The 26,347-nt window shown below is 71.7% G+C and carries 23 protein-coding genes and 1 pseudogene; 17 read left to right on the plus strand and 7 right to left on the minus strand.

Annotation, left to right across the window (positions count from 1 at the left end):
* Positions 1–76 precede the first annotated feature (76 nt).
* A pseudogene (locus F3T56_RS50250) lies at positions 77–166 on the plus strand (hypothetical protein); the annotation flags it as partial.
* A 499-nt stretch (positions 167–665) separates the two neighbouring features.
* Here the strand turns inward: F3T56_RS50250 and F3T56_RS33645 are convergent.
* The gene (locus F3T56_RS33645) at positions 666–1,307 is read right to left on the minus strand and encodes a TOPRIM nucleotidyl transferase/hydrolase domain-containing protein (protein WP_149829135.1); all 642 of its coding nucleotides are present in this window, start codon (positions 1,305–1,307) and stop codon (positions 666–668) included.
* A 206-nt stretch (positions 1,308–1,513) separates the two neighbouring features.
* Here F3T56_RS33645 and F3T56_RS33650 point away from each other — a divergent pair, with 206 nt between their 5' ends.
* The 12 genes from F3T56_RS33650 to F3T56_RS47155 all read left to right on the plus strand — a co-directional run bounded on the left by F3T56_RS33650 (position 1,514) and on the right by F3T56_RS47155 (position 17,757).
* Positions 1,514–1,747 (plus strand): hypothetical protein, encoded by a 234-nt coding sequence (locus F3T56_RS33650; RefSeq protein WP_149829136.1) that lies wholly within the window; start codon positions 1,514–1,516, stop codon positions 1,745–1,747.
* Positions 1,748–1,993: 246 nt separating this feature from the next.
* Positions 1,994–3,130, plus strand: coding sequence for a methyltransferase (locus F3T56_RS33655; RefSeq protein WP_149829137.1), 1,137 nt, complete (start codon positions 1,994–1,996; stop codon positions 3,128–3,130).
* Between the two features lie 137 nt (positions 3,131–3,267).
* Positions 3,268–3,468, plus strand: a complete 201-nt coding sequence (locus F3T56_RS46525; RefSeq protein ID WP_172639261.1) for a hypothetical protein — start codon at positions 3,268–3,270, stop codon at positions 3,466–3,468.
* 444 nt (positions 3,469–3,912) lie between these two features.
* A complete protein-coding gene (locus F3T56_RS33665; protein WP_149829138.1) occupies positions 3,913–4,176 on the plus strand; it encodes a GntR family transcriptional regulator in 264 nt (87 codons plus the stop codon).
* 3 nt (positions 4,177–4,179) lie between these two features.
* Positions 4,180–4,461 carry a GntR family transcriptional regulator gene (locus tag F3T56_RS33670; RefSeq protein WP_149829139.1) on the plus strand — a complete coding sequence of 94 codons (282 nt, stop codon included), beginning with the start codon at positions 4,180–4,182 and terminating at the stop codon, positions 4,459–4,461.
* 178 nt (positions 4,462–4,639) lie between these two features.
* Positions 4,640–7,552, plus strand: a complete 2,913-nt coding sequence (locus F3T56_RS33675; protein WP_149829140.1) for an AAA family ATPase — start codon at positions 4,640–4,642, stop codon at positions 7,550–7,552.
* Positions 7,549–8,838 (plus strand): serine/threonine-protein kinase, encoded by a 1,290-nt coding sequence (locus tag F3T56_RS33680; RefSeq protein ID WP_172639262.1) that lies wholly within the window; start codon positions 7,549–7,551, stop codon positions 8,836–8,838. The genes F3T56_RS33675 and F3T56_RS33680 overlap by 4 nt, the downstream gene beginning before the upstream one ends.
* 145 nt (positions 8,839–8,983) lie before the next feature.
* Complete coding sequence (locus F3T56_RS33685) at positions 8,984–13,429, plus strand: tetratricopeptide repeat protein (RefSeq protein WP_149829142.1); 4,446 nt, start codon at positions 8,984–8,986, stop codon at positions 13,427–13,429.
* A 15-nt stretch (positions 13,430–13,444) separates the two neighbouring features.
* The gene (locus F3T56_RS33690) at positions 13,445–13,894 is read left to right on the plus strand and encodes a hypothetical protein (protein WP_149829143.1); all 450 of its coding nucleotides are present in this window, start codon (positions 13,445–13,447) and stop codon (positions 13,892–13,894) included.
* Entirely contained in the window at positions 13,878–14,429 is a 552-nt protein-coding gene (locus tag F3T56_RS33695; protein WP_149829144.1) for a hypothetical protein, read from the plus strand. The genes F3T56_RS33690 and F3T56_RS33695 overlap by 17 nt, the downstream gene beginning before the upstream one ends.
* A complete protein-coding gene (locus tag F3T56_RS33700) occupies positions 14,426–17,044 on the plus strand; it encodes an Hsp70 family protein (protein ID WP_149829145.1) in 2,619 nt (872 codons plus the stop codon). Before F3T56_RS33695 ends, F3T56_RS33700 begins: the two co-directional genes overlap by 4 nt.
* A complete protein-coding gene (locus F3T56_RS47155; RefSeq protein WP_216373033.1) occupies positions 17,041–17,757 on the plus strand; it encodes a hypothetical protein in 717 nt (238 codons plus the stop codon). Before F3T56_RS33700 ends, F3T56_RS47155 begins: the two co-directional genes overlap by 4 nt.
* On the opposite strand, the gene F3T56_RS33710 is transcribed toward F3T56_RS47155, so the two are convergent.
* The 4 genes from F3T56_RS33710 to F3T56_RS33725 all read right to left on the minus strand — a co-directional run bounded on the left by F3T56_RS33710 (position 17,729) and on the right by F3T56_RS33725 (position 21,141).
* Positions 17,729–19,741: a CHAT domain-containing protein gene (locus F3T56_RS33710; protein ID WP_149829146.1), complete on the minus strand. Its 2,013-nt coding sequence runs from the start codon at positions 19,739–19,741 to the stop codon at positions 17,729–17,731. The two genes, F3T56_RS47155 and F3T56_RS33710, sit on opposite strands and share 29 nt — an antisense overlap.
* Positions 19,738–20,187, minus strand: a complete 450-nt coding sequence (locus F3T56_RS33715; protein ID WP_149829147.1) for an effector-associated constant component EACC1 — start codon at positions 20,185–20,187, stop codon at positions 19,738–19,740. Before F3T56_RS33715 ends, F3T56_RS33710 begins: the two co-directional genes overlap by 4 nt.
* Positions 20,188–20,301: 114 nt before the next feature.
* Complete coding sequence (locus F3T56_RS33720; RefSeq protein ID WP_149829148.1) at positions 20,302–20,607, minus strand: hypothetical protein; 306 nt, start codon at positions 20,605–20,607, stop codon at positions 20,302–20,304.
* Between the two features lie 78 nt (positions 20,608–20,685).
* A complete protein-coding gene (locus F3T56_RS33725) occupies positions 20,686–21,141 on the minus strand; it encodes a DUF5707 domain-containing protein (RefSeq protein ID WP_149829149.1) in 456 nt (151 codons plus the stop codon).
* 242 nt (positions 21,142–21,383) lie between these two features.
* On the opposite strand from F3T56_RS33725, the gene F3T56_RS33730 reads away from it, so the two are divergent.
* From F3T56_RS33730 to F3T56_RS33745, 4 genes are read left to right on the plus strand one after another with little or no spacing between them, the layout of a single operon-like run.
* Positions 21,384–23,681, plus strand: a complete 2,298-nt coding sequence (locus F3T56_RS33730) for a sensor histidine kinase (protein WP_149829150.1) — start codon at positions 21,384–21,386, stop codon at positions 23,679–23,681.
* The gene (locus F3T56_RS33735; protein ID WP_149829151.1) at positions 23,678–24,355 is read left to right on the plus strand and encodes a response regulator; all 678 of its coding nucleotides are present in this window, start codon (positions 23,678–23,680) and stop codon (positions 24,353–24,355) included. The genes F3T56_RS33730 and F3T56_RS33735 overlap by 4 nt, the downstream gene beginning before the upstream one ends.
* Before the next feature lie 54 nt (positions 24,356–24,409).
* Positions 24,410–24,703 carry an SCO4225 family membrane protein gene (locus F3T56_RS33740; protein ID WP_149829152.1) on the plus strand — a complete coding sequence of 98 codons (294 nt, stop codon included), beginning with the start codon at positions 24,410–24,412 and terminating at the stop codon, positions 24,701–24,703.
* A 49-nt stretch (positions 24,704–24,752) separates the two neighbouring features.
* Positions 24,753–25,226, plus strand: coding sequence for a YunG family protein (locus F3T56_RS33745; RefSeq protein ID WP_246204149.1), 474 nt, complete (start codon positions 24,753–24,755; stop codon positions 25,224–25,226).
* Between the two features lie 7 nt (positions 25,227–25,233).
* On the opposite strand, the gene F3T56_RS33750 is transcribed toward F3T56_RS33745, so the two are convergent.
* Both F3T56_RS33750 and F3T56_RS33755 read right to left on the minus strand, forming a co-directional pair.
* A complete protein-coding gene (locus tag F3T56_RS33750) occupies positions 25,234–25,857 on the minus strand; it encodes a GTP-binding protein (protein WP_149829153.1) in 624 nt (207 codons plus the stop codon).
* The gene (locus tag F3T56_RS33755; RefSeq protein ID WP_149829154.1) at positions 25,805–26,248 is read right to left on the minus strand and encodes a DUF742 domain-containing protein; all 444 of its coding nucleotides are present in this window, start codon (positions 26,246–26,248) and stop codon (positions 25,805–25,807) included. Before F3T56_RS33755 ends, F3T56_RS33750 begins: the two co-directional genes overlap by 53 nt.
* Positions 26,249–26,347: the final 99 nt, after the last annotated feature.

Here is a 26,347-nt window from a genome sequence, read left to right on the forward strand (position 1 = left end):
CTCCCAGACGGTGCGCGGCGCGATCGTCACCCACGTCCGCCACACCGCCGCCGCCCACGGCATCGCCGCCGTCATCGTGCCACCACGCGGGACGTCGAAGTACTGCCCGCACTGCCTGACCGCCATCCGCCACCACAAGGCACCCAACAATCGGGCGGCGGGCTGGGCATGGGCGACCTGCCCCAACGAAGCGTGCGGGTACAGCACCGGCCGGGACAGCGCCGCCTGGCAGCGCATCGGCGCCCGCGGCTTCACCCACCAGAACAAAACGTGCCTCGACCGCGCCAGCGGAACCTTCGTGATCCGCACGGTGGTTGAGGCCCTGGACCAGGCAAGCCAGGTCCAGCACCAGACCCGGGACCGCACCAAGAGCCATCGCACGAACAGACGCCCTGCGCCCGGAAAGCGGCGCAGGGTCCCCGCCCCACCCGGCCCAGCGCCGGGTGGCAAGCGTCCGGCGGGGCGGACCCCCACGCACCCGACCCACCGCAGCCGGCGGTGGTCACGGCAGCAGGGACCGACAACGACCGGCACCCCCGACCGGCCACACCGGCCGGACGGGGCCAGACTCGGGGCAGGCTTCCACCGCCACGCCCACACCACCACCACCATCCCAGGATGGCAACGGCCGAGTCACCCTACAGATCGGTCCCGAACACCAGGGATCACCCAGGAAACCCAAGCCGATCAGAGACGCTGGAGAGCAGGCCGTCGAGTGGGGCCGGGACGCGGTCGGGGTCGAGGGCCTCGACGAGGACGCGGCCGTAGCGGATCTTGCGCCCCTTCTTCGTTCCGAGGAAGCGCTTGAACTGCTGCTGTGGGGTGCGGCCCTGCTGTGCGGGCTGACGCAGGAAGGTCTGGAGGGCGCGCTGTTCGCCTTCCGCTCGGACGAGTTCCTCCACCCGTGTCACGCCCAGCGCGCGGATGAGCTCGTCCTCCAGGTCCGCCGCGCAGACGAAGAAGCCTTGCTGTGCCGCACCGGCCCGCTCGAAGCCGCGGGCGTAGTAGGGCCGCTCCGCCTCGTCGCACAGTCCCGTGAGGCGGAGGCCCAGGCCGGGTGAACCGAGAAGTCGGGCGTAGCGCCCGACACTCATCGCACCGCCGATCGACAGGACGCAGACCCCTTCGGCCGCCAGGTCCCGCCCGCGGCTCTCCGCCAGCGCGCGAACCGCCGCGACGTCGCTCAGCCCTTCGAGCAGAACGGCCGCCCGGACGTGCAGCCGCGCGGCCAGCTCGTGCGCGGGGTCGCCGGAACCACCCGCCGCCCACGCGGTGACCGCGTCCCGGAACGCCCCCATGTCAGCCATGAGACGAGTCTCGGCCCGTTCCAGTCACAACGCGAGGGAATTTCCGCCTGCCCGTCGATGGACAGCAACCAGTCGGGAGCGGGCCCCCGTCGCGCAATTGGCAGATCAGTCCCGCTCATGACCTCACCGAACCCCGGTGACAGCCGCCCGAGCCGATACAAATCTGCCAATCGCTCCTCGGCTCGACAGCGACGACCGCATGCGCCGTGCACCCGCCGCTCAAGTTCGACGAGCGCCAAGCCGACAGGCACCTCAGCGCCGCCGATGACCTCCTGGCGGAGGAGCTCGGCGACGACGTCCCCGAATGGGTGAGCTACTTCGGCGCCGCCGCAGGGCGCGGGATCTCGCACCAGCCAGTGGACGAAGAGGCCCGCCCGCTGAGCCGGCCGCAGGTCAACCGGACCAGTAACACCTTGCTCCTTACCAGAGAGTCCTCATGACCAGCGTGTTTTGGCAGCCGAGCAACACCTGTGCGAGCCTGCTGCCTCTCATCTGGTCATCAGAAAGGGCTGATCCTGATGCTTGGCATGGTCGTCTGGGACGTCCGCTCTCGCGCTTCGGCGCAAGGACGGTAGCGACCACCTGCCTCAACGCACAGGCCTGTCCGGTGGACAGGCGTCGGTTCAGTCCGCTCCTCGTCGAAGTGCTCTTCGTGCCCCTGCACGTTCGACCACGAGGAGTACGTGGTGTCCACGATCCACTGGACAGAAGGCCCGACCCACCAGTCCGCACGCTGGCATTCCGAGAACGGCACCCCCCTTCCGCAACGCGTCGTCGTCGCCGACGACCGGATGAAGGCCGACGACGCCCACCGCCAGGCGTGCGAAGGAACGGCCTTGCTCTGGCAAGGCGACTTCCACAACGCCCGGCAACTACTACAGGCGATGGGCCGCTGCATCGATCGCAAACCACCCAGGCTCAACACACCCCCGAGCGAGTCCTTCCACCTGCATCGACGTGCCAGCAGCCACCGCGCCCGCGTCCTCGGCAAGCTCTTGGTGCTGCTGGACGCCGACCACACCCTGGCCTTGCGCCGGGCTCCCGACGTGCGCCAAGCGTGTCGGGAAACCTACGGCCCGCCCGACGGGCCCATGGTGGTCTCCCTCAGGGAACTGCTGGGAGTGATCGGGGCGCACCAGTGGCGCGTGAAAGGGGTCGATGTGCCGGCGCTCGGCACCCGCGTCCACCCCCACTACGGCGTGTTCGCACCCGTCAGAGGCGAGTACGTCGACCTGGTCGCCCGCACGCCGCTGCCACCGGTGACCCGACACAGCCCGGCCACCACTACAGCATTCGATCTCGGCACGGGAACCGGCGTCCTCGCCGCCGTCCTGGCCCGTCGAGGATTCAACCGCGTCGTGGCCACCGACATCAGCCCACGTGCCCTGGCCTGCGCCCAGGAGAACATCCACCGGCTTGCACTGGCTGACTGCATCGACGTGGCAGGCCCCTGTCTGTTCCCGGAAGGACGCGCCGACCTCATCGTGTGCAACCCGCCCTGGCTCCCCGCCCGTCCGACCAGCCCCATCGAGCAAGGCGTCTACGACGCGGACAGCAACATGCTCCGAGGCTTCCTCGCCGGGCTGTCCGCCCACCTCCGACCAGGCGGCGAGGGCTGGCTCATCCTGTCGGACCTGGCAGAGCACCTCGGCCTCAGGACACGGCCGCAGCTGCTCGCCGCCATCCAGGCAGCACACCTCCGGGTCGCGGACAAGATCGACACCAAGCCCCGGCACTCGCGGTCCAAGAACACCGCCGACCCACTCCACGACGCACGAAGTGCCGAGACGACGTCCCTCTGGCGTCTGATCGCAGCAGCATGACCGACACACCGATTACGTAAAGCACCTCGCTCCCAGTTCGTCAGGAGAGTGCATCCCGTGGGCCACGCCGCGGCCCACGGGCTACACCATCGCACTCTGTTCGCCGCCATGATGCCGACGCATTCTTCGAGCGCGGCGTGCAAGGACGGTACGAAGGCCGCGAGTTCAGTGTCGGACGCCTTGCCCGCTTCCAGTACGGCACCCACGACCATCACCAGGACGGCGGCGGCCTTCAGGGCGTGTACGTCGGCCGGTTCCTCAAGGAGACCACCGGGCCGCGTGACCGCGAACGCCTCCTTGCCTGTGGCCGGGTCGATGCCGAGACCGCGGAGAGGTGACGGGCTCATACGGCGACCTCCCACGGGCAGTGGTCCTGCCCCAGGGCCGCCGCGCGCCGCCGATCACGTTCGTCAAGCTCGCGTTCCCATACGACGACGTACGGGCGGACCAGGGGCATGCCATCGGCGGTGATGACGTCGAGGGGTGGACGCGGGGGTGCGGGCGGATAGGTGGGGGCGGGTGGGCAAGGGTAGGGGGCGGTGGGGGTGTGACGGCGCGGTGCGCTCCGCGAGGAGGCAGGAAGAGGCTCAGGATCGCCGCCAGTGGGCTGCGCATAGGTCGACTCCACTTCAGTCGGCTCAGCCCCGGCGGGAAGCTCTCACCCTTCCCGCCGGGGCGTCCTTGTTTCCTCCCGGACTCTACTCCGATACGGTGGTTGTAGGTAGTAGTTGGTAGTAGTAGTAAGTAATGCGTAGCGGAGGGTGGCGGCCTACGGTCGAAGGGTGGACAAGATCAGCCCCGACTCGCCGCAGTACGTGTATGAACAGCTGGCCGCGATCATCGAACGGAAGATCCGTTCCGGTGAGTACCCGCCGGGCACCCGCCTGCCGGGGGAACTGACCATGACGCACGACTACAAGGTCGGTCCGGGTACTGTCCGCCGGGCTCTGGACATCCTTCGGGACAGGGGGTTGGTAGTGACCGTACGCGCCCGGGGGTCGTTCGTAGCCGACCCGCTGCCGCCCTCCCCCGGATCCCCACACTGAACCATGAACCCTGACGCTGAGATCGACCACGGCGCGCCCCTGACCCCGTACCGGCAACTCGCCGAGATCCTCCGCGCGCAGATCCGGCGCGGCGACTGCCCACCAGGGCGGATGCTGCCGAGTGAAGCCCAGCTCGTACAGCGGTACGGGATCGCCCGGACGACCATGCGGCGGGCCCTTGGCCTGCTGGCCGAAGAAGGCTGGGTGTATGCCGTACCTCAGCGGGGGTGGTTCGTCACCGCCCCCCTGCCGCCCTCCCCTGAAACCCCCGCATCCCCCGCGTAGCACCTTCCACGACTCCCGGCCGGCGCCTCCCCGTTGATCCCGGCCGGTCCCGGCAGATGTTGCGAATCTGTGGATCCGAATAGTGCGCCACATTTACATCAGGGTTCTCGTACCCGTGCCAAACTGGGAATGCAGCGGGTGTGCCGGAAGCGGTTACGGGGGCGCCGTCATTTTGTCGTTGTTTTCGGAAGGGATCTTCACACCGCACGCACTTCTCGACGAACGGTCGATCGATATCCTCTCAGCGGCAACGCAGCGCTGTTCGGGGACGGTTCGCCCGAGCGACATCCTCCACGCCGCGATCGACTCCGGTGACCAGGGAGTTCTGTCGGTTCTCTCGCTGACGCTCGCCGAAGGCGCCCAGCCGCGGCATCTGCTGGAAACCATCGCGGTGTACAACCCGGGCAGCCGGGACGGGCAGCATTTCGATTTCGACGGACGGCGTGAGCGCTTCGCGGCGGAGACGCTGGCCGCACTCGACCGCTTCGCGGCGGAGTTCGCCGAGGACCGGGACCGGCTGCGCCCGGTCTGCCTCGAACTCCTCGTCGCCTGTGTCCTGGAGCAACCCGACCCCGGTGACCGGCAGTTCCTGCGGATCCTCGACGCGACGGCCGCCGCGCGGGCGTTGCGCGACCAGGTGCGCGTCAGCGTCGAACCGCCGCCCCCGCTGCTGGACGACACCGGGCGGCTGCGCTCCGAGGAGTTCTCGGCGGACGCCTGGGCGGTGCTGGAGCAAGCGGCGGAGCGAGCGGGCGAGTTGGGGTACGACCGGCTGCTGCCACCGCATTGCTTCCTCGCCCTGCTCGGCGAGACGGAAGGGCTGACCGAGCGGCTCGTCCGGCTGCAGATCCCGCCGCAGCTGGGCCTGGCGAAGGTCGCGGAGATGCTGAGCGGCGCCTTCCGGTTGTCCCAGCACGGCAAGGACGCGCCGCCGCTGCATCGGGACGGGCTGGGCGAGCCGCTGCTCGCCATGCTGGCGCAGGCCCAGCGGGCCGCCGCGGTCTGGGGCGCCGAGCAGGTCGACACCCCGCATCTGCTCGACGCGCTGCTGGAGGATCCGCCGCCGAGGCTGGCGTCGGTGTTCCAGACGGATCCGTTACGCGTGGACCTCGCCCGGATGCGTGAACTGCTCGCCCAGTCCGTTCGGGAGGCGCGTACGGCGGGACCGCGCGAGGTCGCCTTCCGGTTAGCGGCCGGCTCGCCGCCCGCCGAGGACCTCACCTGGGTCGCGCGGACCCAGGGCATTCCGCCCGCCCGGCATCTGGAGCGGTACTTCGACGCGCTGGGCCGGGCCCTGCACCGTACGACCGACAACCATGTGCTGATCACCGGGCCCGCCGGAGTCGGCTCCACCACCCTGCTGCGCGAACTGGCCAGACGGGCGGCGGCCGGGGAACTGCCCTTCCTGCGGCGCAAGCGCCTGCTGCGCGTCGACTGCCGCGACGTACCCGACACCGAGAGCGGCGCCAAACTCGCCCGCATCATCGCCCATGTCGCCGGGCGCACCGACCTCATCGTCTGCCTCGACGGACTCGGCGCCCTGCTTCGCGGCCCCGGCGACACCCACCACGTACTCGCCCTGCGCAGCGCGCTCAAGGAACGCCGCATCCACCTCGTCGGCGTGCTGTCCGACCAGGAGTACGACGACCTGCTGGCCGCCGACCACGTCCTGCGCGAACTCACCACCCGTATCCCCATGACCGAACCCGACCGGAACTCGGCGCGGGACATGGTCCAGCAGGTGGCGGACGCCCTGGAAGCGGAGTTCGGGGTCGGGATCGACGGCCGGGTCGTCGACCGGGCGGTGGTGATGTCCTCGGACTTCATCCTCAACCAGCGGCTGCCGCTCGCCGCCGTCAAGGTGCTCCGCCGGGCCTGCGAGGACCTGGACTACCGCCGTACGCAGCACGGCGAGACCGGGGCCGTCGTGACCGGGGCCGGGTCCGGGTCCGTCGTGACCGGATCCGTCGTGACCACCGAGGACGTGGTGCGGGTCATCGCCGAGGTGTCGGGCGTGCCCGCCGAGCAGATCGCCGGCACCGGTGGCGAGCGGATCGACTACGAACAGGCGCTGGGCGGCTCCGTCTTCGGCCAGCGGGACGCGGTCGGGGTGGTCGCGAGCGAGCTGCGCCGCATCAAGGCGGGCCTGGCCGGGGCGAGCGGCGGGCCCGCGTCGGTGATGCTCTTCGCCGGACTGACCGGGACGGGCAAGACCGAACTGGCGAAGACCGTCGCGAGTTTCTACTCCTCCTCCAAACGCCTGGTGACCTACCCCATGGCGAACTTCACCGAGGCGCACAGCGTGTCGGGCATCATCGGCTCCCCGCCCGGATACATCGGCTACGAACGCGGCGGCAAACTCATCAACGAGCTGAACGCGGACCCGTACGGCGTCTTCCTGCTCGACGAGGCGGAGAAGGCCCACTCCGAGGTGTGGCGGCCCTTCCTCAACCTCTTCGACGAGGGCTGGATCGTCGACCAGCGGGGCGTCAAGGCCCACGGCGACCGGGCGATCTTCATCCTCACCAGCAACGCGGGCGCGGAGATCATCTCCCGGATGACACGGGAGGGCCGGCCCGAGAAGGAGATCGTCGCCGCGGTGAAGGAGGCGCTGCTTCGGGTCGGGGACCAGTCGCGGGGCGGGCCTGTCTTCTCGCCCGAGTTCATGGCGCGCATCGACCGGGTGATCGTGTTCCGGCCGCTGGATCTGGACGCGATGGTCGGCATCTGTCTCAAGACGGTCGACAAGCAGCGTGCGTGGTGGCTGGAGAAGCGTGAGAAGGAGTTGGTCGTTCCCGAGTCGCTGATCGACTACGTCGCCCGGCGTGGACATCTGGCGAACGAGAAGTCGGGGGGCAAGGAGGGTGGCCGCGTCATCGGCAAGCTTCTCAAGGAACTGATCGACCAGCCGCTTCTGCTCGAAGGGGAGCGGCGGGAGGAGGAGTTCCGGCGGTGTGGCCGGATCGAGTGCGTGTTCCACTCCAGCGGGCCCGACGGCCCCTGGACGGAGATCCGCTTCAGGCCGGCCCAGGAGAAGGAGCAGGGGCAGGAGCAGGAGGCCCAGGAGAAGGAGCAGGAGGCCGCGGAGTGAGTGACCACGGGGACGGGACCGATCTGCGGTCGTTCGAGGGGCGGGTGATCAACGACCGCTATCTGCTCACCAAGTGGATCGGCGGTGGTGCCTTCGGTGCCGTGTTCCTCAGCGAGCAGCGCATCCTCGGCCGCCCCGTCCGCCGGGTCGCCTGCAAGATCTCCCGGGACGCGGGGATGACCGAGGCGGACGCCCGGGAGAAGTTCGCCGACATCCTGCGGCTGGCCGAGGCGATGGACGGGATGAGCGACTCCGAGGCACGGCGTCACCTCGTCCATGTGTACGACGGGGGGCTGGCCCACGACGCCGGCGGGCGGGCGTTCCTGGTGATGGAGTTCGTCCAGGGCACCACGCTCGCCGACCAGTTCGCGAGCATGAAGACCGTACCGGCCCCGCAGTTGTTCAAGTGGGCGCGGCAGATCTGTGTGGCGCTGCGCGGACTGCACGCCCTGGACCAGCCATTGCTGCACCGGGACCTCAAGCCGGACAACGTGCTGCTGGGCTCGGATCTGACCGTACGGCTGATCGACTTCGGTCTCGCAGCCCGGCTGCTGGAGTCCGGGTCGGTCCCCGGGGTCGCCGGCACGCTCACCTACATGGCACCGGAGACCTCCCAGGGCCGGAGTCTGCCCGCCTCCGACCTGTACTCGCTCGGGGTGCTGATGTACGAGGGGCTGACCGGGCGGCTGCCGTTCGAGCACCTCGTACCGCCGCCGGGTCTGCCCGACACGATGCACGGCGACTGGCTTTACCAGCAGAAGCGGGGGGCCCGCGCGGCGCCGCCGTCACGGCTGAACAACACGGTGACGCGCGAGATCGACGAAGTCGTGCTGCGCTGCCTGGAGTTCGAGCCCGCGCGGCGGTTCCGCAGCGCGCAGGAACTCCTGGACGCGCTGGACCGGGCCGAGGCCGGGCCGCGTCGTCCGTCGCCGGGCGTGGCCGCGCTGGAGGAGGCCCGGGAGCAGGCCGCGAAGGGGGATACGGCGGGGGCGTGCCGGACACTCCGCACCTGCCTGGACTCCGAGTCGGGAGAAGTCCCGTCTGCCCTCCGGTTGGCGATGCTGAGCGAACTCGCCCGGCTGTTCGACGCGCAGGGCGATCCGGCCGGCGCCGCGCGGCACCTTGCCGCCGCCTGGCAACTGGTCCGCGACAGCGCGCTGCTGCGCACCCGCAAGGAGCGGTGCGCGTTGCTGAGCCGTGCCGCCGACGCCTACCGGCGGGCCGGGAACGTTTTTCAGACCACGCAGTTCGAGGATCTGCTGCGACGTGAGAGGAGCCGGGGGTGAAGTGCGCCGATGGGGGTGCCGGGGTAGGTCGTCTAGCGTCTGCGGCTGCTTCGTGGCTTGTCGCGCCCCGCGGCGGAGCCGCAAATGGACACAGCCCCGCGCCCCTTCAGGGCGCGGGCCGTTCGTATAGAGCGGGCGTGGGCTCATGAGTCCGTCGGCGTCCTTCGGGGATCGGTTCAGTGCGTCGGGGCGGCTGCGGCGGCTGTGGAGCGCGGCCGCCCAGGAGCCGGATCCGCAGAGCGGGCTGGGGCGGCTGCGGGATGTGCTCGGTCGTATGGAGAGGCGGCCCGACGCGGCTGCTCCGTTGTGGGGCGAGTTCTTGCGGTCCCTGACCGGGCAGCCGTTCCGGCCTCTGCTCACCGACGCCGACTTCGAGGCGTTGGAGCGGGTCGGTGGGCTCGTGGCGGAGACCGGGGAGGTCGGCCTCGATCAGGCGTTGCGGCCGCTGGCCGGGGCGCGGTTCGGGCGGGGTGAGGGGCGGCAGGGCGTCGAGCTGCTGACCAGGTTGTACTGGGCGGAGTCGGTGCAGGACCAGGCCAGGGTCGCGCTGGCCGACGAGCTGGCCCGTTCCGGTGAGCGGGACGCGGCCCGTCTCGACGTCTACGCGGATCTGCTGAGGCGGGGCGTGCCACGGCCCCCGGCGGTCGTCGCGCTGGTCGCCGACGTGCTGCGGGTGGACTTCTCCTCGGAGCCGGAGCGGTTGCGGCAGGCGGCCGCGCTGGCGGGGGCCGGGGTCCCGGGGGCGGACCGGGCGGCCGGGTTGCACCGGTTGCTCGTCGCCGGGGAACCCGACGCGGCCCGGGAGCACTTTCTCGCGGCGTGTCAGGCGGACCCCCGTGACGAGACCGCGCTGCTCGGGCTGCTGGTCGCGCACGTACGGGCGGGGCGGGCCGCGAGCATTCCGGGGTGGGCGCTCGACGCGGCGGACAGGGCCGCGCCCCGCGTCGCCGCGGCGGCCGCTCTCGGCCGGATACTGGCCTGGTTGGGCTCCGACACCGACGCCCCTCCCCCGGCCGCCGACCGGCTGGTCGCAGTCGACCTGACCCATGAGGCGGGCCCCTGGCCCGCGTACGCCCTCGGCCGGCTGCACCTCCTGGACGGCGACGCCGCGCGGGCCCGCGACCTCCTCGTACCCCTGGCGTCCGGCGACGTACCCCTCGCGTCCGGCGGTTCCGTCCTGCCCCGGTGGCGCTACCACGCCGCCTGGGCGCAGCTGCTGACCGGTGACCGGGCCGGGCTCCGGCTGCTCGGCGACACGATGACCCGGCGTCCGGACGACTGGGCGTTCGCGTGTCTCCTGCTGGACTCCGAACCGGACGCGGGGCCCGGCAGCAACGCGGCACATGTGGCGTCGGGGTCCCCGCCCGGCTATCAGCCGGTCGCCCGGATCCGTAGCGACCTGGCCGGGGGCAGGCGGCCGCCCGGTCCACCTCCGGCTCCCCCCGATCCGCCCCCGGACGACGGCGACCTGCCGGAGCGGCTGGAGGCGCTGCGTACGGCGCTGGCCGAGGCGTACGGGCGGGCGGACGGCGCGGCCGACATGGCGGAGCTGCTGAGGAATCCGCTGTACCGGCGGCTGCCGCGGGCCGACCGGTTGCTGTGGTCGGGGCTGCGGGCACTGCGCGAAGAGCCCGAGGAGGGGCGGCGGTTACTCGGTTCGGCCCTGGCGCTCGGGCATCAGCGGGCGGCGCTGGTGCTGGCGGCGCACCACCTTCAGGAGCGCCGTCCGGGCCGGGCCCACCGGCTGCTCGCCGGGCTGACCGGCGCCAAGGCGGAGTTGCTGCGGGTGTGGGCCGAGGCGGCCGGCGGCGGGGCGGACGCGGGGATCGAGGCCGGGCTGGAGAAGCTGGTCAGGCACCGGCTGCCGCAGGTGCCGTACGTGCTCGGCGTGGTCCGGCTGCATCAGATGGCCGGGGAGGGTTCGACGCTGGATCCCGAGGACGCCCCGTATCACGCGCGGCGGGCGGCCAGGGAGCTCGCCGGTGCTGTCGCCGCCGGACCGGACGCCGTACCGCCGGACGCCGCGGTACTGCTGCGGGCCGCCAGGACCGTCACCCACGGCACCGCTCCCCCACCGGGCGCGGACGAACAGGCCGGGCTGCCGCCCGCCGTACGGCAGCACCCCTGGGCGGAGTGGGTCCTGGGGCTGGCGCTGCTGGTGGAGGATCCGGAGGCCGCCGGGCTGGGGCTGTGCGGGCGGCTGGCGGCGCTGGTCGAGGAGACCGACGAGCCGCCCCCGCAGGCCGTGACCGTGCTGGCCACCGCGCTCACCCGGGCGGGCATGCTCAGCGAGGACCTCGGCCGCCGCAACGCCCTCGCCCAACTGGTGTGCGACCTGGCCGACCGGCACGACCTGCCCGGCGTGCACGCCCTCGCCGACCGGCTCGTGGCCGCCGCGATGGTACGGCCCGCCCCCGGACGCCCCCCGGTCCGGGCGGAGCGGCTCTCCGGCGCCGTACAACCGGTGCTGGCGCTGGCCTCCGCCGCCGGTGACCTCTCGCGGGGCGACCGGGACGCCGCCTTACGGCAGTTGAGGGCCGCGCCGGGCGACGACGGCGTGTGCGCCCTGCTCGCCGACGTCCTAGACGGCCGCTCACCGGAATCGGCCCCTCCCGACGGGGGCGGTGAGCGGGCCGCGCTGCTCAGGGTCGTCCATGCGGCGGGGCTGGTCGAGAGCGACGTGACACGGTCCCTGGAACTGCTCTCCGCGGCCGCCGGCGACTGCGACCTCTCGACCGTCACCGACGTCAACCGGCTGCTGCCCGCGCTGCTCGCAAGCGACGGCAGGCCCCGCGGCAAACCCGGCGGCAAGGGCAGGAACGGCGGGAAGGGCAAGGGCAGGTCCGATGGCGTCAAACGGCGTCCTCCCGGCCAACCCCACCCCCTGGCCGACCTCGTGAAACGGCTGATCGACGACAGCGCGCCCGGACTCACCCCGGCGGTCCTGGCGGGCTGTGCGACCGCCATAGGGGAGTACGAGCTGGCGGAACAGCAGTGGAAGCGCGCGCACGACGCAAACGGGGAGGGGGACGGGAACGACTCCGTACACGTGTGTACGCAGTACGGACGGCTGCTCTGCCACCGGGCCGTGACCGTCCGCCGGGCGGAGGATCCGCTGCGCGGCGCGGAGCTGTTGCGCCGGGCCGCCGACCTGCAACCGGCGGAAGGCCCCGCGCTGAACCCCCTCCCGTCGCCCCGCAGAGCCAAGTCGCTCGCCCACGGGCTCGAATACGACTTCTACGTCGACCGGCTGCTGAACGAGCTGTTCCCCGGCGCGCTGCCGGAGCCCGTCCCCTGGGAGCGGCCCGGCCGTTACACGGCTGCCCTGGAGAAGGCGATCGAGGCCGACGGCAAGCTGACCCGAGCCCTGCGATCGGGCGGACGCAAAGGCGTCCAGCGGGCCTGGGAGGAGCGGGTGAAGACCCTGCGGTACGGCGTCCGGCTCCACCACACCCTGGCCGTGCTGTACCGGGAGGTGGCACTCGGCGGCCCCGCACCGGCCTCCTCGACGGGTGGCGGACACCTGGCCCGCGCGACCGTGCTGTGGACCCTGCTGCTGGGCTCGGCGGATTTCTGGGAGCAGCACGGCGAGACGCCCGCCGGGCCCGACGCGGAGAGGCGACTGCGCATCGAGGTGTGCGCGGAGTTGTTCGCCCTGCACCGGAAACTCGGCGCCGAGGCCCTCCAGTCGGGCCAGTCGGAGCAGCGGGAGACCGCCCTACTGCATCTGCGGGTGCTGGACGCCGTCCGCGAGGGCGAGTCCGCCGTACACGGCCTCCTGCGGGAGTTCGACTTCCCGTGGTCCCCGGCCGTCGACCCCGAGCGCTGGGCCGGGATCTCCGCGCTGGCCGGTTCGGTCATCGACGAGTGGTGCGCCGAGGTCGTCCGGACCGCCGAGAAGGCGCTGGGCGACCCCGCCGCCATCGCGGAACTCGACGAGGGCATCGACAAGGACTACGAATCCGGCGTCCGCCAGCTTGAACCGCTGATCGACCTCGGAGTCCCGCTGCCCCGCCTCCTCCAGACCGGCCTCCAGTGGTACAACGACCTGCAGAACTGCCATTACCGCATGAGCAGGACCGGCGAACTGCGGAAAGTCGTCGGAAAGGCGCGCAGGTTCGCCGACGCCCTCGCTCCGCTCTGCACCCCGGGCAAAGGACACCTCCCCGGCAACAGCGCGCTCGGCGTGCACTTCGTGGACCGCGCGCTGTTCGTGGCGCAGGACAGCCGCGCCGCCGTCAAGTTGTACGAAGAGGCGCTGAAGTGGGACCCCAGTAACCCCAGCGCCCCCGAACTGCTGTCCCAGACCAGGAACGGCATCCGGTCCGACCGGTACGGCGACGAGATGGACCGTGCCCTCAACGCGCTGGAGAGGCAGGACTATCCAGGTGTGCTGAGCGCGACGCAGAAGGCGTACGAACAGGCCGACAGCGACGAGGAACGTTCGCAGGCCCTGACCCTGCAGGCGCTCGGCCTCGCCGGCTCCAAACGGAAATACGCAGCCATCGCGGTGCTGCAACGGGCCCTGGAACTCGACCCGACCGACGAGACGGCCCGCTCGCTCCTCGCCACCCTTCGAAATCAACTGTGAAAGGAAAGGACAGTGATGAAGCCGAACCCCTTCCATGTCCTCGGACTTCATGTCTCGGCGAGCGACGAGGACGTGGCGGAGCGCTGCCGGGAACTCGCCCTGACCGGGCCGCAGGAGGCGGGCGCCCTCGCCGAATGGGCCAAGGACGCGTTGATGGGCTTCCCGGAGACACGGGAGTTGCACGTCCTGCTGGAGGTGCCGGACACCGACTACGACCGCGGTGAGCGGTGGGACGACTTCGCCCGGCAGCACGGCCGCCGTCCCGTCGCGTTCGACGCCGGGTCCGGGCCGCCGGCCGAGGCGCCGAGGGCGGCGGACTTCGACCTCGCCGCCGTGGCCCGGCGGCTGCTGGACGGGATGCTGACCCCGCCCGCCGTCGACCTCCGCCCCGCCCTGGACCACGCGCCGGTGCCGCTGCGCCTGGAGCGCCCGCCGCTGGAGGTGCGCGATGTCCTCTTCGGTTGACTCCGCTTTGGACTGGGACGAGTTCGAGGAGCGCCCGGTGCCGGACGGACCGGCGGGACCGGAAGACCCGGACCCCGTCACCCCCGGCCGGGAGATGGCCGCCGTACTCCAGCGGTACTGGGCCGACCTCCAGGACGAGAGCAACCGGGTGCAGAAGGAGACGGCGGCGGCACGCAAGGTCCTCACCGAACTTGCCGTCCACGTCGCCCGGCTGGACGGCCTGCTGCGGGAAGCGGCCGGGCCGCTGGCGGCGGCGGGCGAGAAGTCGCTGGGCCGTCGGCTGGAGGTGGCGAGGAAACAGGTCCTCGAACCGCTGCACTCGATGGACATCACCACGCAGGACCCCACCGGCAAGCCGTACGAGTCGGTCGCGGACGTCGTCGACATCGCCGGCTGGCGCTACGGGCCCGAGTTCACCGCCGAGGTGGTGGCGGAGACCGTGGAGCCGATCGTGCTCGACCGCGGCACGGTCGTACGGCTGGGACAAGTGATCATGGGCGCCCCGTCGAGCGCCGTAACGAAGGACAACGGATGACGCAGTACGTGAGCAAGGCCGTCGGCATCGACCTGGGGACCACCAACAGCGCGGTGGCGGTGATGAATCCGAGCGACACCGACATCGTGATCCACCAGGACGGTATGAACGCCCGTACGACGCCGAGCTGTGTGTGGCGCAACCCGCGCAGCGGCGAACTGGTCGTCGGCCGCAAGGCGTTCGCCCGGGTCGGCAGCGAGCCGCAGCCGATCACCTCCGTCAAGCGCCTGATGGGATCACCCACGACGGTGAAGCTGGGCGACGAGCAGCGCACCCCTGTCGACGTCTCCGCCGAGATCCTGCGGGAGATGAAGCGGCAGATCGAGCAGGACGTGACGGGGTTCGACACGCAGGACGTGAGCTGGGTGGTCGACCGCGCCGTCGTCACCGTCCCCGCGTACTTCGACCAGCCGCAGATCGACGCCACCCGCAAGGCGGCTCAGAGCGCCGGGCTGCGGGTGGTGGACCTGCTGCACGAGCCGACGGCCGCCGCGAGCTACTACTGCTGGCGCACCGGCACCCGGGACGGCACGTTCCTCGTCTACGACCTCGGGGGCGGCACCTTCGACGTGAGCGTGGTGCGCTGCAAGGCCGGCGACTTCAAGGTCCTCGGCATCAGCGGCAACACCATGCTCGGCGGCGACGACATCGACACCGCCCTCGCCCGCCACCTCCAGCAGCTGCTCATCGACGACGACTGGGCGATGGGCCTGGACCTGGAGAACGACGCGGAGGACCGGCTGCGCTTCCGGCAGCTGAAGTCGCTCGCGGAGTCCGTGAAGAAGGGCCTGTCGGACCGCACGGAGACCGTGGTCCGCGACGCCGGAGGGCTCACCGACAAGGACGGGCAGCGGGTCGTCATCGACACGCTGATGGAGCGGACGGAGCTGGAGAGGATCGCCCGGCCGCTGCTGGAGCGCACCTTCCAGTACTGCGACGAGGCGCTCGACCAGGCGACCACTGAGGCCGGGATCACCCTCGCCGACGTGGACCAGATCATCCTGGCCGGCGGCTCCACCCATCTGCCCCTGGTCCGGGAGATGGTGCGCGAGCGGCTCTGCTCGCCCGCCCCCGGCGCCGGTGGGCCGCGGGCCAGGTGTGCCGAGCCGGTGTACGAGCAGGTGGACACGGTCGTCGCGCTGGGCGCCGCCGTGCGGGCGTCGGCGGTGGGCGGCCTGGACATCCTGAACGAGGAGCGGACGGTCCGGGTGGGCTTCCGCGGCACGGTCGTCACGGCCACGGACCGCACGGTCGTCGGCGGTACGGTCGAGGCGCTCGACCCCGACCTCGATCTCACCGGCGGCTCGGTGCGGCTCAGCACCGAGGAGTACGAGGACGAGGCGCCGCTCAAGCCGGGCGGCAGCTTCGCGTTCACCCGCATTCCCGTCCAGCCGGACGCGCAGAGCCTGCTCACGGTTGAAGTGTTCGACGCGGACGGGGAGTTGCTGGCGACGGTCGGTCGCGCGGTCGTCCACGACCGTGACGCCGGGGCCAAGCCGGTCGGCAGCCCGGTCAACGCGGCCATCAACGCCAAGCCGATCCTGCTGGAGGTGTCCCGCGAGGGGCGTACGGAGCGCGAGCCGCTGATCCCCGCGCTACGGCCGCTGCCGTTCAAGGACCGCTACGACTTCAGCCATCCCGGTGACACCACCACCGTCGAGTTCCGGCTGTACCAGCAGGCCCGGCAGATCCAGGTCATCAAGGTACCGGTGCCGCCCTCCACGCCCCGGGGCACCGTCATCGACCTCGATGTGGAGATGGACGTGCACTCGCTCATCACCGTGCGCGGCTCGATCGGCGACCATCCCTTCGAGGCGCTCGTCGAGGTGCCGCCGGAGGCCGAACTGCCCGACGAGCGGCAAGTAGCCGAGCTGAAGCGGCGCTTCGAGCAGGGCGTGGAGTTCCTGCCCGCGGGCGAGGCGGCCGTGAAGCAGGCCAAGATGGAGATGGCCCAGACCGCCTTCAACGACGCCCTGGCCCGGGGCGAGAAGGCGGTCGCGGGCCATGAGTTCGAAGAAATGCAGGCGATCGCCGAATCCGTCGGCAAGCACGAGACCGGGGATCTGCAGCCGCCTCGGGCGGACTTCGAGAAGCTCGTCCGCGACTGCGCCGAACTCAACCGTTACGTCGCCTCGTTCAGCGCCGAGACCGAGACCCCGCACGACGAACGGGAGATCGCCCAGGCCGTCGAGGTCCAGCGGGACCAGGGCGAGCGGGCGCTGAACGCCGGTGACCAGCGGTCGTACTCCGAGGTCATCACCCAACTCCAGCACATCTTCGACCACTTGAGGACCCTGGCGTACCGGCACCACCAGAAGACCCAGCCGCTCGCCGAGACCGAGATGGCCGCGTCCCAGCTGCAGAACGCCCAGGACATGCTGCGCCAGGTCCGCACCCTGGTGCAGGCCTCACCCACCGCCACCCCCGAGCACCGCCACGAGGTGGAGAGCATCGGCCAGCGCCTCACCGGGCTCCAGGCGCTCCTCGCACAGGATCCCCGCCGGGTCCAGCAGGAGGCCGCGCAGGAACGCCAGCGCCTGATCCGCCTGAAGAACATCATCGCCGGTTCGCCCGACGACCCCGACGGCTCCGCCATCCCCGTGGTGAACCGATGACCGCCGCGACGCCGATCCGCTGCCCGGTGGTCCTGTGCCGCAGGGAGAACGCGTACGGGACGGAACTCTGCGCGGGCTGCCGTACGCCACTGTCCGGCTACGCACGCCTGCACACGTATCCGGCACACCTGTTCAACCGTGGTCTCGCCCTGGCCCACGAGGGCCGCCTCACCGCCGCCCGCGACTGCTTCGCCGCCGTAGTCCTCTGGTGCCCCACCGACACCGAGGCCCGCAACGCCCTGGCCCTCACCGCCCTCCACCTCGGCGACCCCCTGGAGGCTCACCGCCACTGGATGGAGTGCCTGGGCCGCAGGCCGGGGGACCCCAAGGCGACGCGGGGGTTGGCGCGGCTGAGGGAGCTGGCGAGGGTGGGTGGGCCGGGTGAGGGTGGTGACCCTGCTGGCGGGCCAGGTGAGCCTGGCGGCCCGGATGAGTCTGGCGGGCCGGGTGAGCCTGGCGGGTCGGGTGAATCCACCGAGGCTGCGGGGCCCGGCGAGCCGGATGCACCTGGTGTGCTGAAAGTGGCGGGAGCGCCCGAAGTACCAGGCGAGGCTGCCGAGTCCGACGAGCCGGGCGGGGCCGCCACGGCCGCCGAACCGAACAAGGCCGCCGAGCCGGACGAACCCGCCGAGCCCGCCGAGCCGGGTGGGCGGGGCGGCTCCGTCGAGTCCGGCGGGGCTGGGGTCAGCGGGAGGTTTCCCGGGAGCGGATGAGTTGGTCGGGGTCCAGGCCGAGGTTCTGGATCAGTTCGCGGGCCGATGAGTGCTCGTCCTCCAGGAGGGCGAGCAGGATCGCGGTCTCGCCGACGCGGGCGGACGGGACGCTCGCGGCGGCGTTGTGCCGGCGGGCCTGGTCCAGTACGTCGTGGACGCGGGGGGAGAGGTCGCGGCGGTGGGGTGTGAGCATCTCGGAGAGCTTCCGGAAGGCGCGCTCACCGGCGCTCCCCTGCTCGTACATGCCCCGGCGCAGCGCCTCGCTGCCCATCGCGCCGAACGCGAGCAGCAGCGTGTAGGTGCCGATGACCTCTCCGTGCTTCTGGGCCAGCAGATTCGCGAACCGCATCACGCCCACGGCGTCGCGGCTCAGGTCGCCCATCGGCAGCAGTCCGTCGCCGTTCAGCTCGGCGGTGTCGTGGACCGGGTCCCGGTCGTCCGGCAGCAGTCGGTCCAGTGGAACCCCGCTCATCTCCAGCAGTTGGGAGGAGACACCACCGCCCACGGCGACGAAGGCGACCGTGATGTCGGCCGTGGTGATGGTGCTCCGGCCGTCCTCGGCGGCACGGGTGGCCGCGTCCGCGAAGACACGGATGACCGTGTCGGACAGCACGCCGCCATCGTCCGTATCGAAGCCGGCGTCGGGATCGTCGCCGTCCGGCCCGACGCTGCGGTCGAGGACATAGTGGATCATCTGGTCGAGGGCCTGCATGGCGCTCGCCCCGATGCTGTCCTCGATCCGCTGCCGGATGCCGGCCTCGCCGAGCAGCCCTTGCAGCAGATCGATGGAGGCGACCCCGCCCCGGCCGGCGGCGGCCGCCCGTACCCGCCGCATCAGCTTCTGCGCGCCGGGGTCGAGAGCCATCGTGAGGTCGTCGTCGTCCTCGGGCGGTTCCGGCGGCTGGTGGATCCCCGTCGCCGCGTCCTTGGTGATGCCCGCGGCCGGGTCACCGTACAGGATGAAGGACGCCCAGGCGGCGTCCGGCCGTTCGCGGAGCGCGACACGGGCCGCCCGGACCGCGCCGCCGGCCGGCTCGCCCGCGAGCAGCCGCCCGTAGAACTCGGCCGCGAACAGCCAGGCCCCCTCGTCGGCCACGTCGGTGCGGGTACCGACGACGGTCTTCGCGCCCAGCGTCATGAACGACATGCACATGTTGGCCACCAGCCCCTCCCCGGCGGAGGCGCAGCCGTTGATGAAGGTCACCGGAGGCGCGCCGCGCGAGTCGAGATTCTGCAGAGTGCCCGCGTGGAGGAGGTGGCGGTTGTGCATCATCAGCCCGCTCTTGTCGCCCCCGGTCGTCACATGGCCGCAGAAGTGGAAGAGGTCGTACGGCGTCTCCTCCGAGGCCAGTTCGGTGATGACGGCGAGCCGGGTGGCGTCCTCGCCCAGCAGCACCGTGCACGCGATACCACGGTCGCGCAGCCACGCCGCGACCTTGGCGACCTCCTCACGGGCGGAGGGAAGGTCACCGATGGTGTCGCCCACGATGAGCGCGCGCCGGACCCGGCTGATGCCGCGCCCGCCGACGACGGGGCGCTTGCCCACGAGCTTGCGCCCGAGATCGTGCTTGAGGCCGAGGAAGTCCGTACCGTCGTGCAGCAGTTCCCAGGGGACCTCCTGCTCGTTCGTACGCACCAGGACGGGGCCGGTCGACGCGTGCAGCCGGGTGACGAGCTCGGCCACGTTGCCCTGGAGGCGCGGGAACAGATGCCCGTAGAGCAGCTTGCCCCACTTGGCCAGCTCCTTCGCCGGGGCGGAGCCCGGGACCGATGCGGCGGATTCCCCGGCGGCCGCTTCCGTCAGGGCGGCGTCGATCTGGGCACGGTAGTCCCTCACCAGTCCCGGGTCGACCTCGACCGTGTACTCCATTTCGAGCGGAGGGCTGTCGCCGACAGCGCTGCCGACACGTAGCTCGTACTCGTAGCGGGCGCTCATCCTGTCCTGCCCGGTGACCCGGACGTTCAGCGTGGCCGGCTCGCTCATGACGGGCTGTGCCGCCGGATGAACGCCTCGACGAGCCGTTCCTCGGCGGCGGTGGAGGGCTGGACGATCTCCACCTTGTCGTCGCCCATGATGACCGTGATCGAGGTGACGCCCGCGGACCCGTCCGCCGTGCCCGTCCCGCCGCCCGTCCCACCGTCGTCCGTTCCAGCGCCCGACCCGGCGTTACGCGACGCCCCCGTCAGCCAGCCCCGGATCGTCTCGATGATCGCGACCAGGGTTCCGGCCGAGGTCACCACTAGGGTGGCCACCTCGACGACACCGCCCGACCGCCGTCCGGGCGCGGGCCGTGCCGCGTAGACCGGTTCGACCCGCGCGCCCCCGTCCTCGGCCAGCCTCCGCCCCAAGGCGGCCGGCGCATCCGCTCGTACATCCCCGTTGAGGACCAGTTCGCACGCGAACCCTCCGCCGGGCTTCCGCTCCACCACGTACGACCTCCATCTTCTGCCGACAACCCTATGACGCGCCGACGCGGCAAGGAGGTTCTTCGACCACATGCGACCCAGTCGATACGGCACGCGGGCCCATGACTTGAGAGGGCGTCACATCGTTTCGAGGCTCGCGTAGAGGAGGGCCGTCAAGCTGGCGACGACCATGAAGTACGCGCCGCCGGCGGCGAGCAGCGCCTTGTCGGCGCCGATCCGGGAACGCGCCACCGCATACGCGAGCATGGCGGCGCCCAGACCGACGACGACTCCGTACAGCGCGGCGAACCAGCCGATGCCGAGCGCCACGGCCGCGACGGCGGCGACCAGCAGGGCGCGGTTCCTACCGACGTCGCGACGTACCAACGCGTACATCGCGCCCCCGCCGACGAGTCCGCCGATCAACGCGAATATGAGCAGCAAGTCCATTGTCTGTCTCTGTTCCGATTTCCGTTCGGGCCGACCGGGCGTCCTCCAAGACGCCCGGCCGCCAGGGGCGGTTCAGCCGGCGACGTCGAACGTGGCGACGCGGGGTGCGAACGCCGTGCCGCCGTCCTTGGCCGTGGCGAGCGTCGAGACGTACCACGTGCCCTTGTCCATGTCGGCCGCGTCCTGCTTCGTGACCTTCAGCGAGTAGGTGCACCGGGACGTGTCGTCCGTGGTGCGCTCGCAGACGGCGCTGTCGACGTGCCGAAGGTCCGCCTCGGTCGGGTCGAGCTTCGAACTCGCGGGCCACACAAGGACCTTGGAGCCCTTGACGCCGGAGTCGTCGCTCACGTCCGCGGTGAAGGTGAGCGAGCCCGCGCCGCTGCCGGACGGGGCGACGTAGCGGACCGAGGTGTTCTCGACCGTCGTCTCCGTCTTCGTGGTGGCCGAGGCGACGGCGAGACCACCGGCGGTGATTCCACCGAGGGCGAGAACACCGGCGAGCGACGACACGACAATGCGCTTGGACATGGGAATTCCCCCTGGAAGGAAAAGCGATGAGTGAGGTACCGAGGGCGATGAACGGGCAAGCCCCGCAAGGCAGTTGGCCGACCGCCTTCTCGATGTGATCGAGACTATGGCGCGACCCCCCGCCCGGTCCTCGGGCCGCAGGACGATTGCCGCGTCGAACCGGAGATAGAGAAGCCCCCGTAAGGAGATACGCCTCCAGCCGGAGGGGGCGGCGTCCCCGCGGCCATAGCCTTGCCCAAGTCATGAATCGAACCGATGACCGGCCGGCCCCGGTCCTGCTGATCTGCGCCCAGGCCCTGGTGTGGCCCGGCGCGGCACTCGTGCGCGGCACGGTCCCGCCCGCGTCCGCTCTTCTCGTCGCGGCCCTGGTCGCCGGGGTGGTGACGGCCGCGCTCGCGCTGCGCCGTACCCGCCCGGTGGTCACCCTCGTCGTGGTCGTCGCCGCGTGTGCGCTGGGCGCCGGCCCGCTGCCCGTCGGGGCGATGGCGGTGCTCGGGACGGCGGGCGTCGCGCTGGCCCTGTTCACCGTCGCCACCGCACGCGACACCTTCACCGCCGTGCTGTGCGTGGTGGCCCTCGCCGCCTGGCAGCTCCTGCAGAACATCACCCTGCACGGACTCGGCGACCGCGACGGACTCGACCTCGTCCTGACCGCTCTGCTGTACGCCACCACGTGCGGCGCCGGCCTCCTCGTGCGCCGCAGAACCCGCGCACGGCAGGCGGCCGAACGGCTGCTGCGGCGGGCCGAGACCGAGCGCCACCGGCTCCCGGCGGCCGAACGGCGCCGTATGGAACGGGAGTTGCACGACGTCAGCGCCCACCATCTGACGGCCGTGGTGGTCACGGCGGGCGCGGCGCTCGGCCTGCGCGACCGTCGTCCCGAACTGGCCGATGAGGCGCTGCAGTTCGCGACGGAGACCGGCCGCGAGGTCACGCGGGCGCTCAGTGCCGTACGGGCGCCGGCGCCCTCGCGCGAGGACCTGCCGTCGCCGGAGGAGCGGCTGCTGGACCTGGTCGCCGGGTTCCGCCGCCTGGACCAGCGGGTGGACTGCGAGATCGACCCGCTCCCGGACGGTACGGTCGCGGACGCGGCGTACGGCATCGTCCGCGAGGCGCTGACCAACGTGGCACGGCACGCGCCCGGCGCGCATACGACGGTGCTGTGCCGGTACGGCGACACCCGCACGGACGTCGTGGTGACCAGCGCGGCGCCGCCCGCCGGTGCGGCGGCGCACGGCGCGGGCCTGGGCGGCGGACGCGGCCAGGGCTTCCTGCGGTCCCGGGCGCGGGAGGCGGGCGGCACGCTGCACACCGGCCCGACGGCGGACGGCGGTTGGGAGGTACGGGCGGTCCTGCCCGGCCGGACCGCCGCCCCCGTGGAGCGGTCGGTTCCCGCGACCTACCGTCTCGCGCAGGTGACGGCCGCCGTCGGCCTGTGCCTGCAGCCGCTGCTCCCGGTGCTGGTCATCCGCGCGGAAGAGACATCGAGCGGTTCGCAGGTGTCGGCGGGCGTCCTCTTCGCGCTGCTGGCGGCGGCCCAGGCGGTGGCGTTGCTGTGGCTGCGCCGCGCGCCCCGCACGGCGTACGGCGTCCTGCTCGGCCTGGCCGCGCTGTGGCCGGTGGCGATGGCGGCGGGCTCGTACACGGGTCCGGCCGCGCTGCCACCGGTGCTCAGCATGGCGGCCACGTGCGCGGCGCTCGCGCGGGAGTCCCGCGAGAGTCGCAAGCGCGTTCCTCTCTTGGCGGTCGCCGCCGTGGTGGTGCACGCGGCGGCCGCGACCGTCGCCGTCCTGGACCGGGGTACGACGGTCCCCGGCTGGGTCGTCGCGGCGGCGGCAACGGCGGGCGCGGGCCTGGCGGGCGGCGCGGCCCGGTGGGGCGGGACCTTGCGCGGGCGACGCGACCGGGCTGCCCGCGGCGAGCGGGAGGAACGGCTCACCGCCTGGACGGAGGAGGCCGTGCGGGACGCGTGGGCCGAGCGTCGCCGGATCGCCGCCGGGCTGGAGACCACCGTGCTGGCGCGCACCGCCGACATGGTCGCGGAGGCGGAGGCGGGCCGCCTCGACGCGACCGCCGACCGGGCCCGCGAGGCACTGGCCGCGATGCGCGCGCTGCTCGACGCGGTCCGCGCGGGCGAGACGAGCCCCGAACTGCGCCCGCAGCCCACCCTCCAGGCGCTCGATCTGCTCGCCCACCAGTGCCGGGCCACCGGCCGCGACGTCGAGATACGGCTGACCGACCGCGTACCGGAACACCTGCCCACCGAGGTCGACCTGGCCGCGTACCACGCCGCCGAGACGGTGCTCGCGGCCGGCGGCCAGGACCCCGCCGTACTCGAACTCGACGCGGACGACGCTAAGTTGACGCTCACGGCCACCGGGGTGCCCCGCGCCGCCGACCCCGAGGTACGGCAGCGGCTCACGGCACGGATCGCGGCCCTCGGCGGCACCCTGACCACCGGCCCCCAGGGCACACTTCACCTCCGGCTGCCGCTCGATCCGGCAGTTGATCAACAGGCAGACGAGGAGAGTGACCGATGAGTCTCAAGGTGCTGGTGGTCGACGACCAGGGAGTCGTGCGGGCCGGCTTCGCCGCGATGATCGACGCGGAGGAGGACATGACGGTGGTGGGCGAGGCGGCCGACGGCGCGGCGGCGGTGCGCCTGGCCGCGGAACTGGCCCCGGACGTGGTCGTCATGGACGTCCGCATGCCCGAACTGGACGGCATAGCCGCCACCCGCATCATCACCGCCCGGGAAGACGCCCCCCGGATCCTGGTCCTGACCACCTTCGACCTCGACGCGTACGTCTTCGACGCCCTGCGCGCGGGCGCCTCGGGCTTCCTCCTGAAGGACGTACTGCCCTCCGAACTCCTCCAAGGCATCCGGGTGGTGGCGACCGGCGAAAGCGTCCTGGCCCCCTCCGCGACCCGCCGCCTGATCAGCCACTACGCCTCCGGCCCCGCACCCCACTCGGGAGCCACCCCCCGCGAACTGGACAGGCTGACGAGCAGCCAGCGCAACGTCCTCACCCTGGTCGCCTCCGGCCTCAACAACGCGGAGATCGCCGAGACCCTCGGCATCACCGTGGGCACCGTCAAGTCCCACGTGAACGCCCTCCTGCGCAAACTGGGCCTACGAGACCGCGTCCAGGCCACGATCCTCGCCTACGACCTGGGGTTGACCCATCCCAACCCGCCAGGCGCCTCCGTCTGACATGCGCCCGTGTGACACGCCCCCAAGGAACCCACGCCCCCAAGGAGCCCCCGCATGCCCACCCGCCTGCGCCACGCCCTGACCCACCCCCTGGCCCTCGCCTACCTCGCCCTCTGCGCCGCCCTCCTGGTCTGGGCCCTGATCGCCAGCGCCACCTCGGACGAATCCATGGCAGGCGTCATCCCCATCCTGGCCACCGCACCGGCCAGCCTCGTCCTCCTCTTCCTCCCGGACCAGGTCACGATGACCATGGCCGCCATCGCCTTCGGCGCTCTGGCCAACGCCACCCTGATCGGCCTGTGCGCCCGAGCACTGCGCCGGGGCCCCGAGACCGACCCGACGCCCTGAGTACGCGAGTAGTCATCCAGGGCGTAGAGCCTCTGACATGCTCCCCCCCATGACGCCATGGACCTTGACCGACATCGACCGTGCGCTGCGCGCCAGTTGGGCCGCCGACACCTGCTCGCCCGATGACCTGGCCCGCTCCGGATGGCAACCCGACAACCCCGCTTGGGGACACTGCGACATCACCGCGCTCGTCGTGAACGACATCTTCGGCGGCGACCTCGTGCTCGGCGACGTCCACTGCGACGGTGAACCCCACGGCTACCACTGGTGGAACCGTCTGCCCAGCGGAGTCGAACTCGACCTGCCCCTCGAACAGTTCCAGCACGGTCAGGTCGTCACCGCCCCGCGCGTCCTCCAACGCCCTCCAGGCCCGCTCCCCCGCCGCTGGGCGGAATACGAACTCCTCCGCTCCCGCGTCACAGCCCACCTGGGCTCACTGCCGCCCCCGGCGGACGGAACCAAGCCGACCCCTGTGACAGCGACTTCGAACACCATGCGGCCCACACCGTCCCCCGACTGTTGAGGGCCTGTCAGGGTGCCTCGGCCGCTTCGGCTCGGGACAGGGCGACTTCGAGTACGACCAGCAGCGCGTCGCGGACCGAGCCGGTCCGCCGGGCGTCGAAGACGATCAGCGGTACGTGCTCGGCGACGTCGAGGGCCCAGCGCACCTCGTCGAGGTTGTGCTGGACCTCGCCGTCGAAGGCGTTGACGGCGACCGCGAAGGGGATGCCCTTGTGTTCGAAGTAGTCCACCGCCGCGTAGCAGTCGTCCAGGCGGCGGGTGTCCACGATCACCAGACCGCCGAGGGCGCCCTCGACCAGGTCGTCCCACATGAAGCCGAAGCGGTCCTGGCCCGGTGTGCCGAACAGATACAGCTTCAGTGTCGGGTCGATGGTGATGCAGCCGAAGTCCATGGCTACCGTGGTGGTCGTCTTGCCGGGGGTGTGCGTGAGGTCGTCCACGCCCGCCGCGACCTCGGTGATGGCGGCCTCGGTGGTGAGCGGCCGTATCTCGGAGATCGAACCCACGGCCGTGGTCTTGCCGACCCCGAAGCCACCGGCGATGACCAGTTTGACCGGCAGCGGCGGCTGTGGCGGCTGTTCAGTCCCGGTCACGGAGTGTTCCCCGTGAGTCGGGGACGGCACGAAGACCATCGATAACCCTTCGCAGTACGGAGATGTCCTGGGCTGTCCCGGCGTTCGGCCGGTGGATAGCCAGATGCCCGGCGGCACGCAGGTCCTCGGTCAGCACGCGGACCACGTTGAGGTGCAGTCGGAGCCGGGCGGCCAGTTCCGCCACCGACTGCGGCCGTCTGCAGGCGGCGACGATCTCGTGGTGTTCGAAAGTGAGCGAGCCGAGGACCAGGAGCCCGTCCTCGGTCGCCACGATCTGGGTCTCGACCGGGATCGGCGGCGCGGTGCCGCCCCCGGTCACCCGGCCGGCGGTCAGCAGGAACGGCCGGATCGCGGAGGCGCGGCCGACCGGTTCCCGCGCACCCCAGGGGTCCTCCGCCGCCTCGTGTGGTGCTGCTCCACCGACACCCATCACGATCCTCCCTGAAGTCCCGAAGCTCTGAAGCCCTGAAGCCCTGAAGCCCTGAAGCCCTGAAGTGCCTGTACCCGTGCCTGCCCCTGGTCGGGGCCT

It is taken from the genome of Streptomyces tailanensis, assembly GCF_008386495.1.
Taxonomy (GTDB): Bacteria; Actinomycetota; Actinomycetes; order Streptomycetales; family Streptomycetaceae; genus Streptomyces; species Streptomyces tailanensis.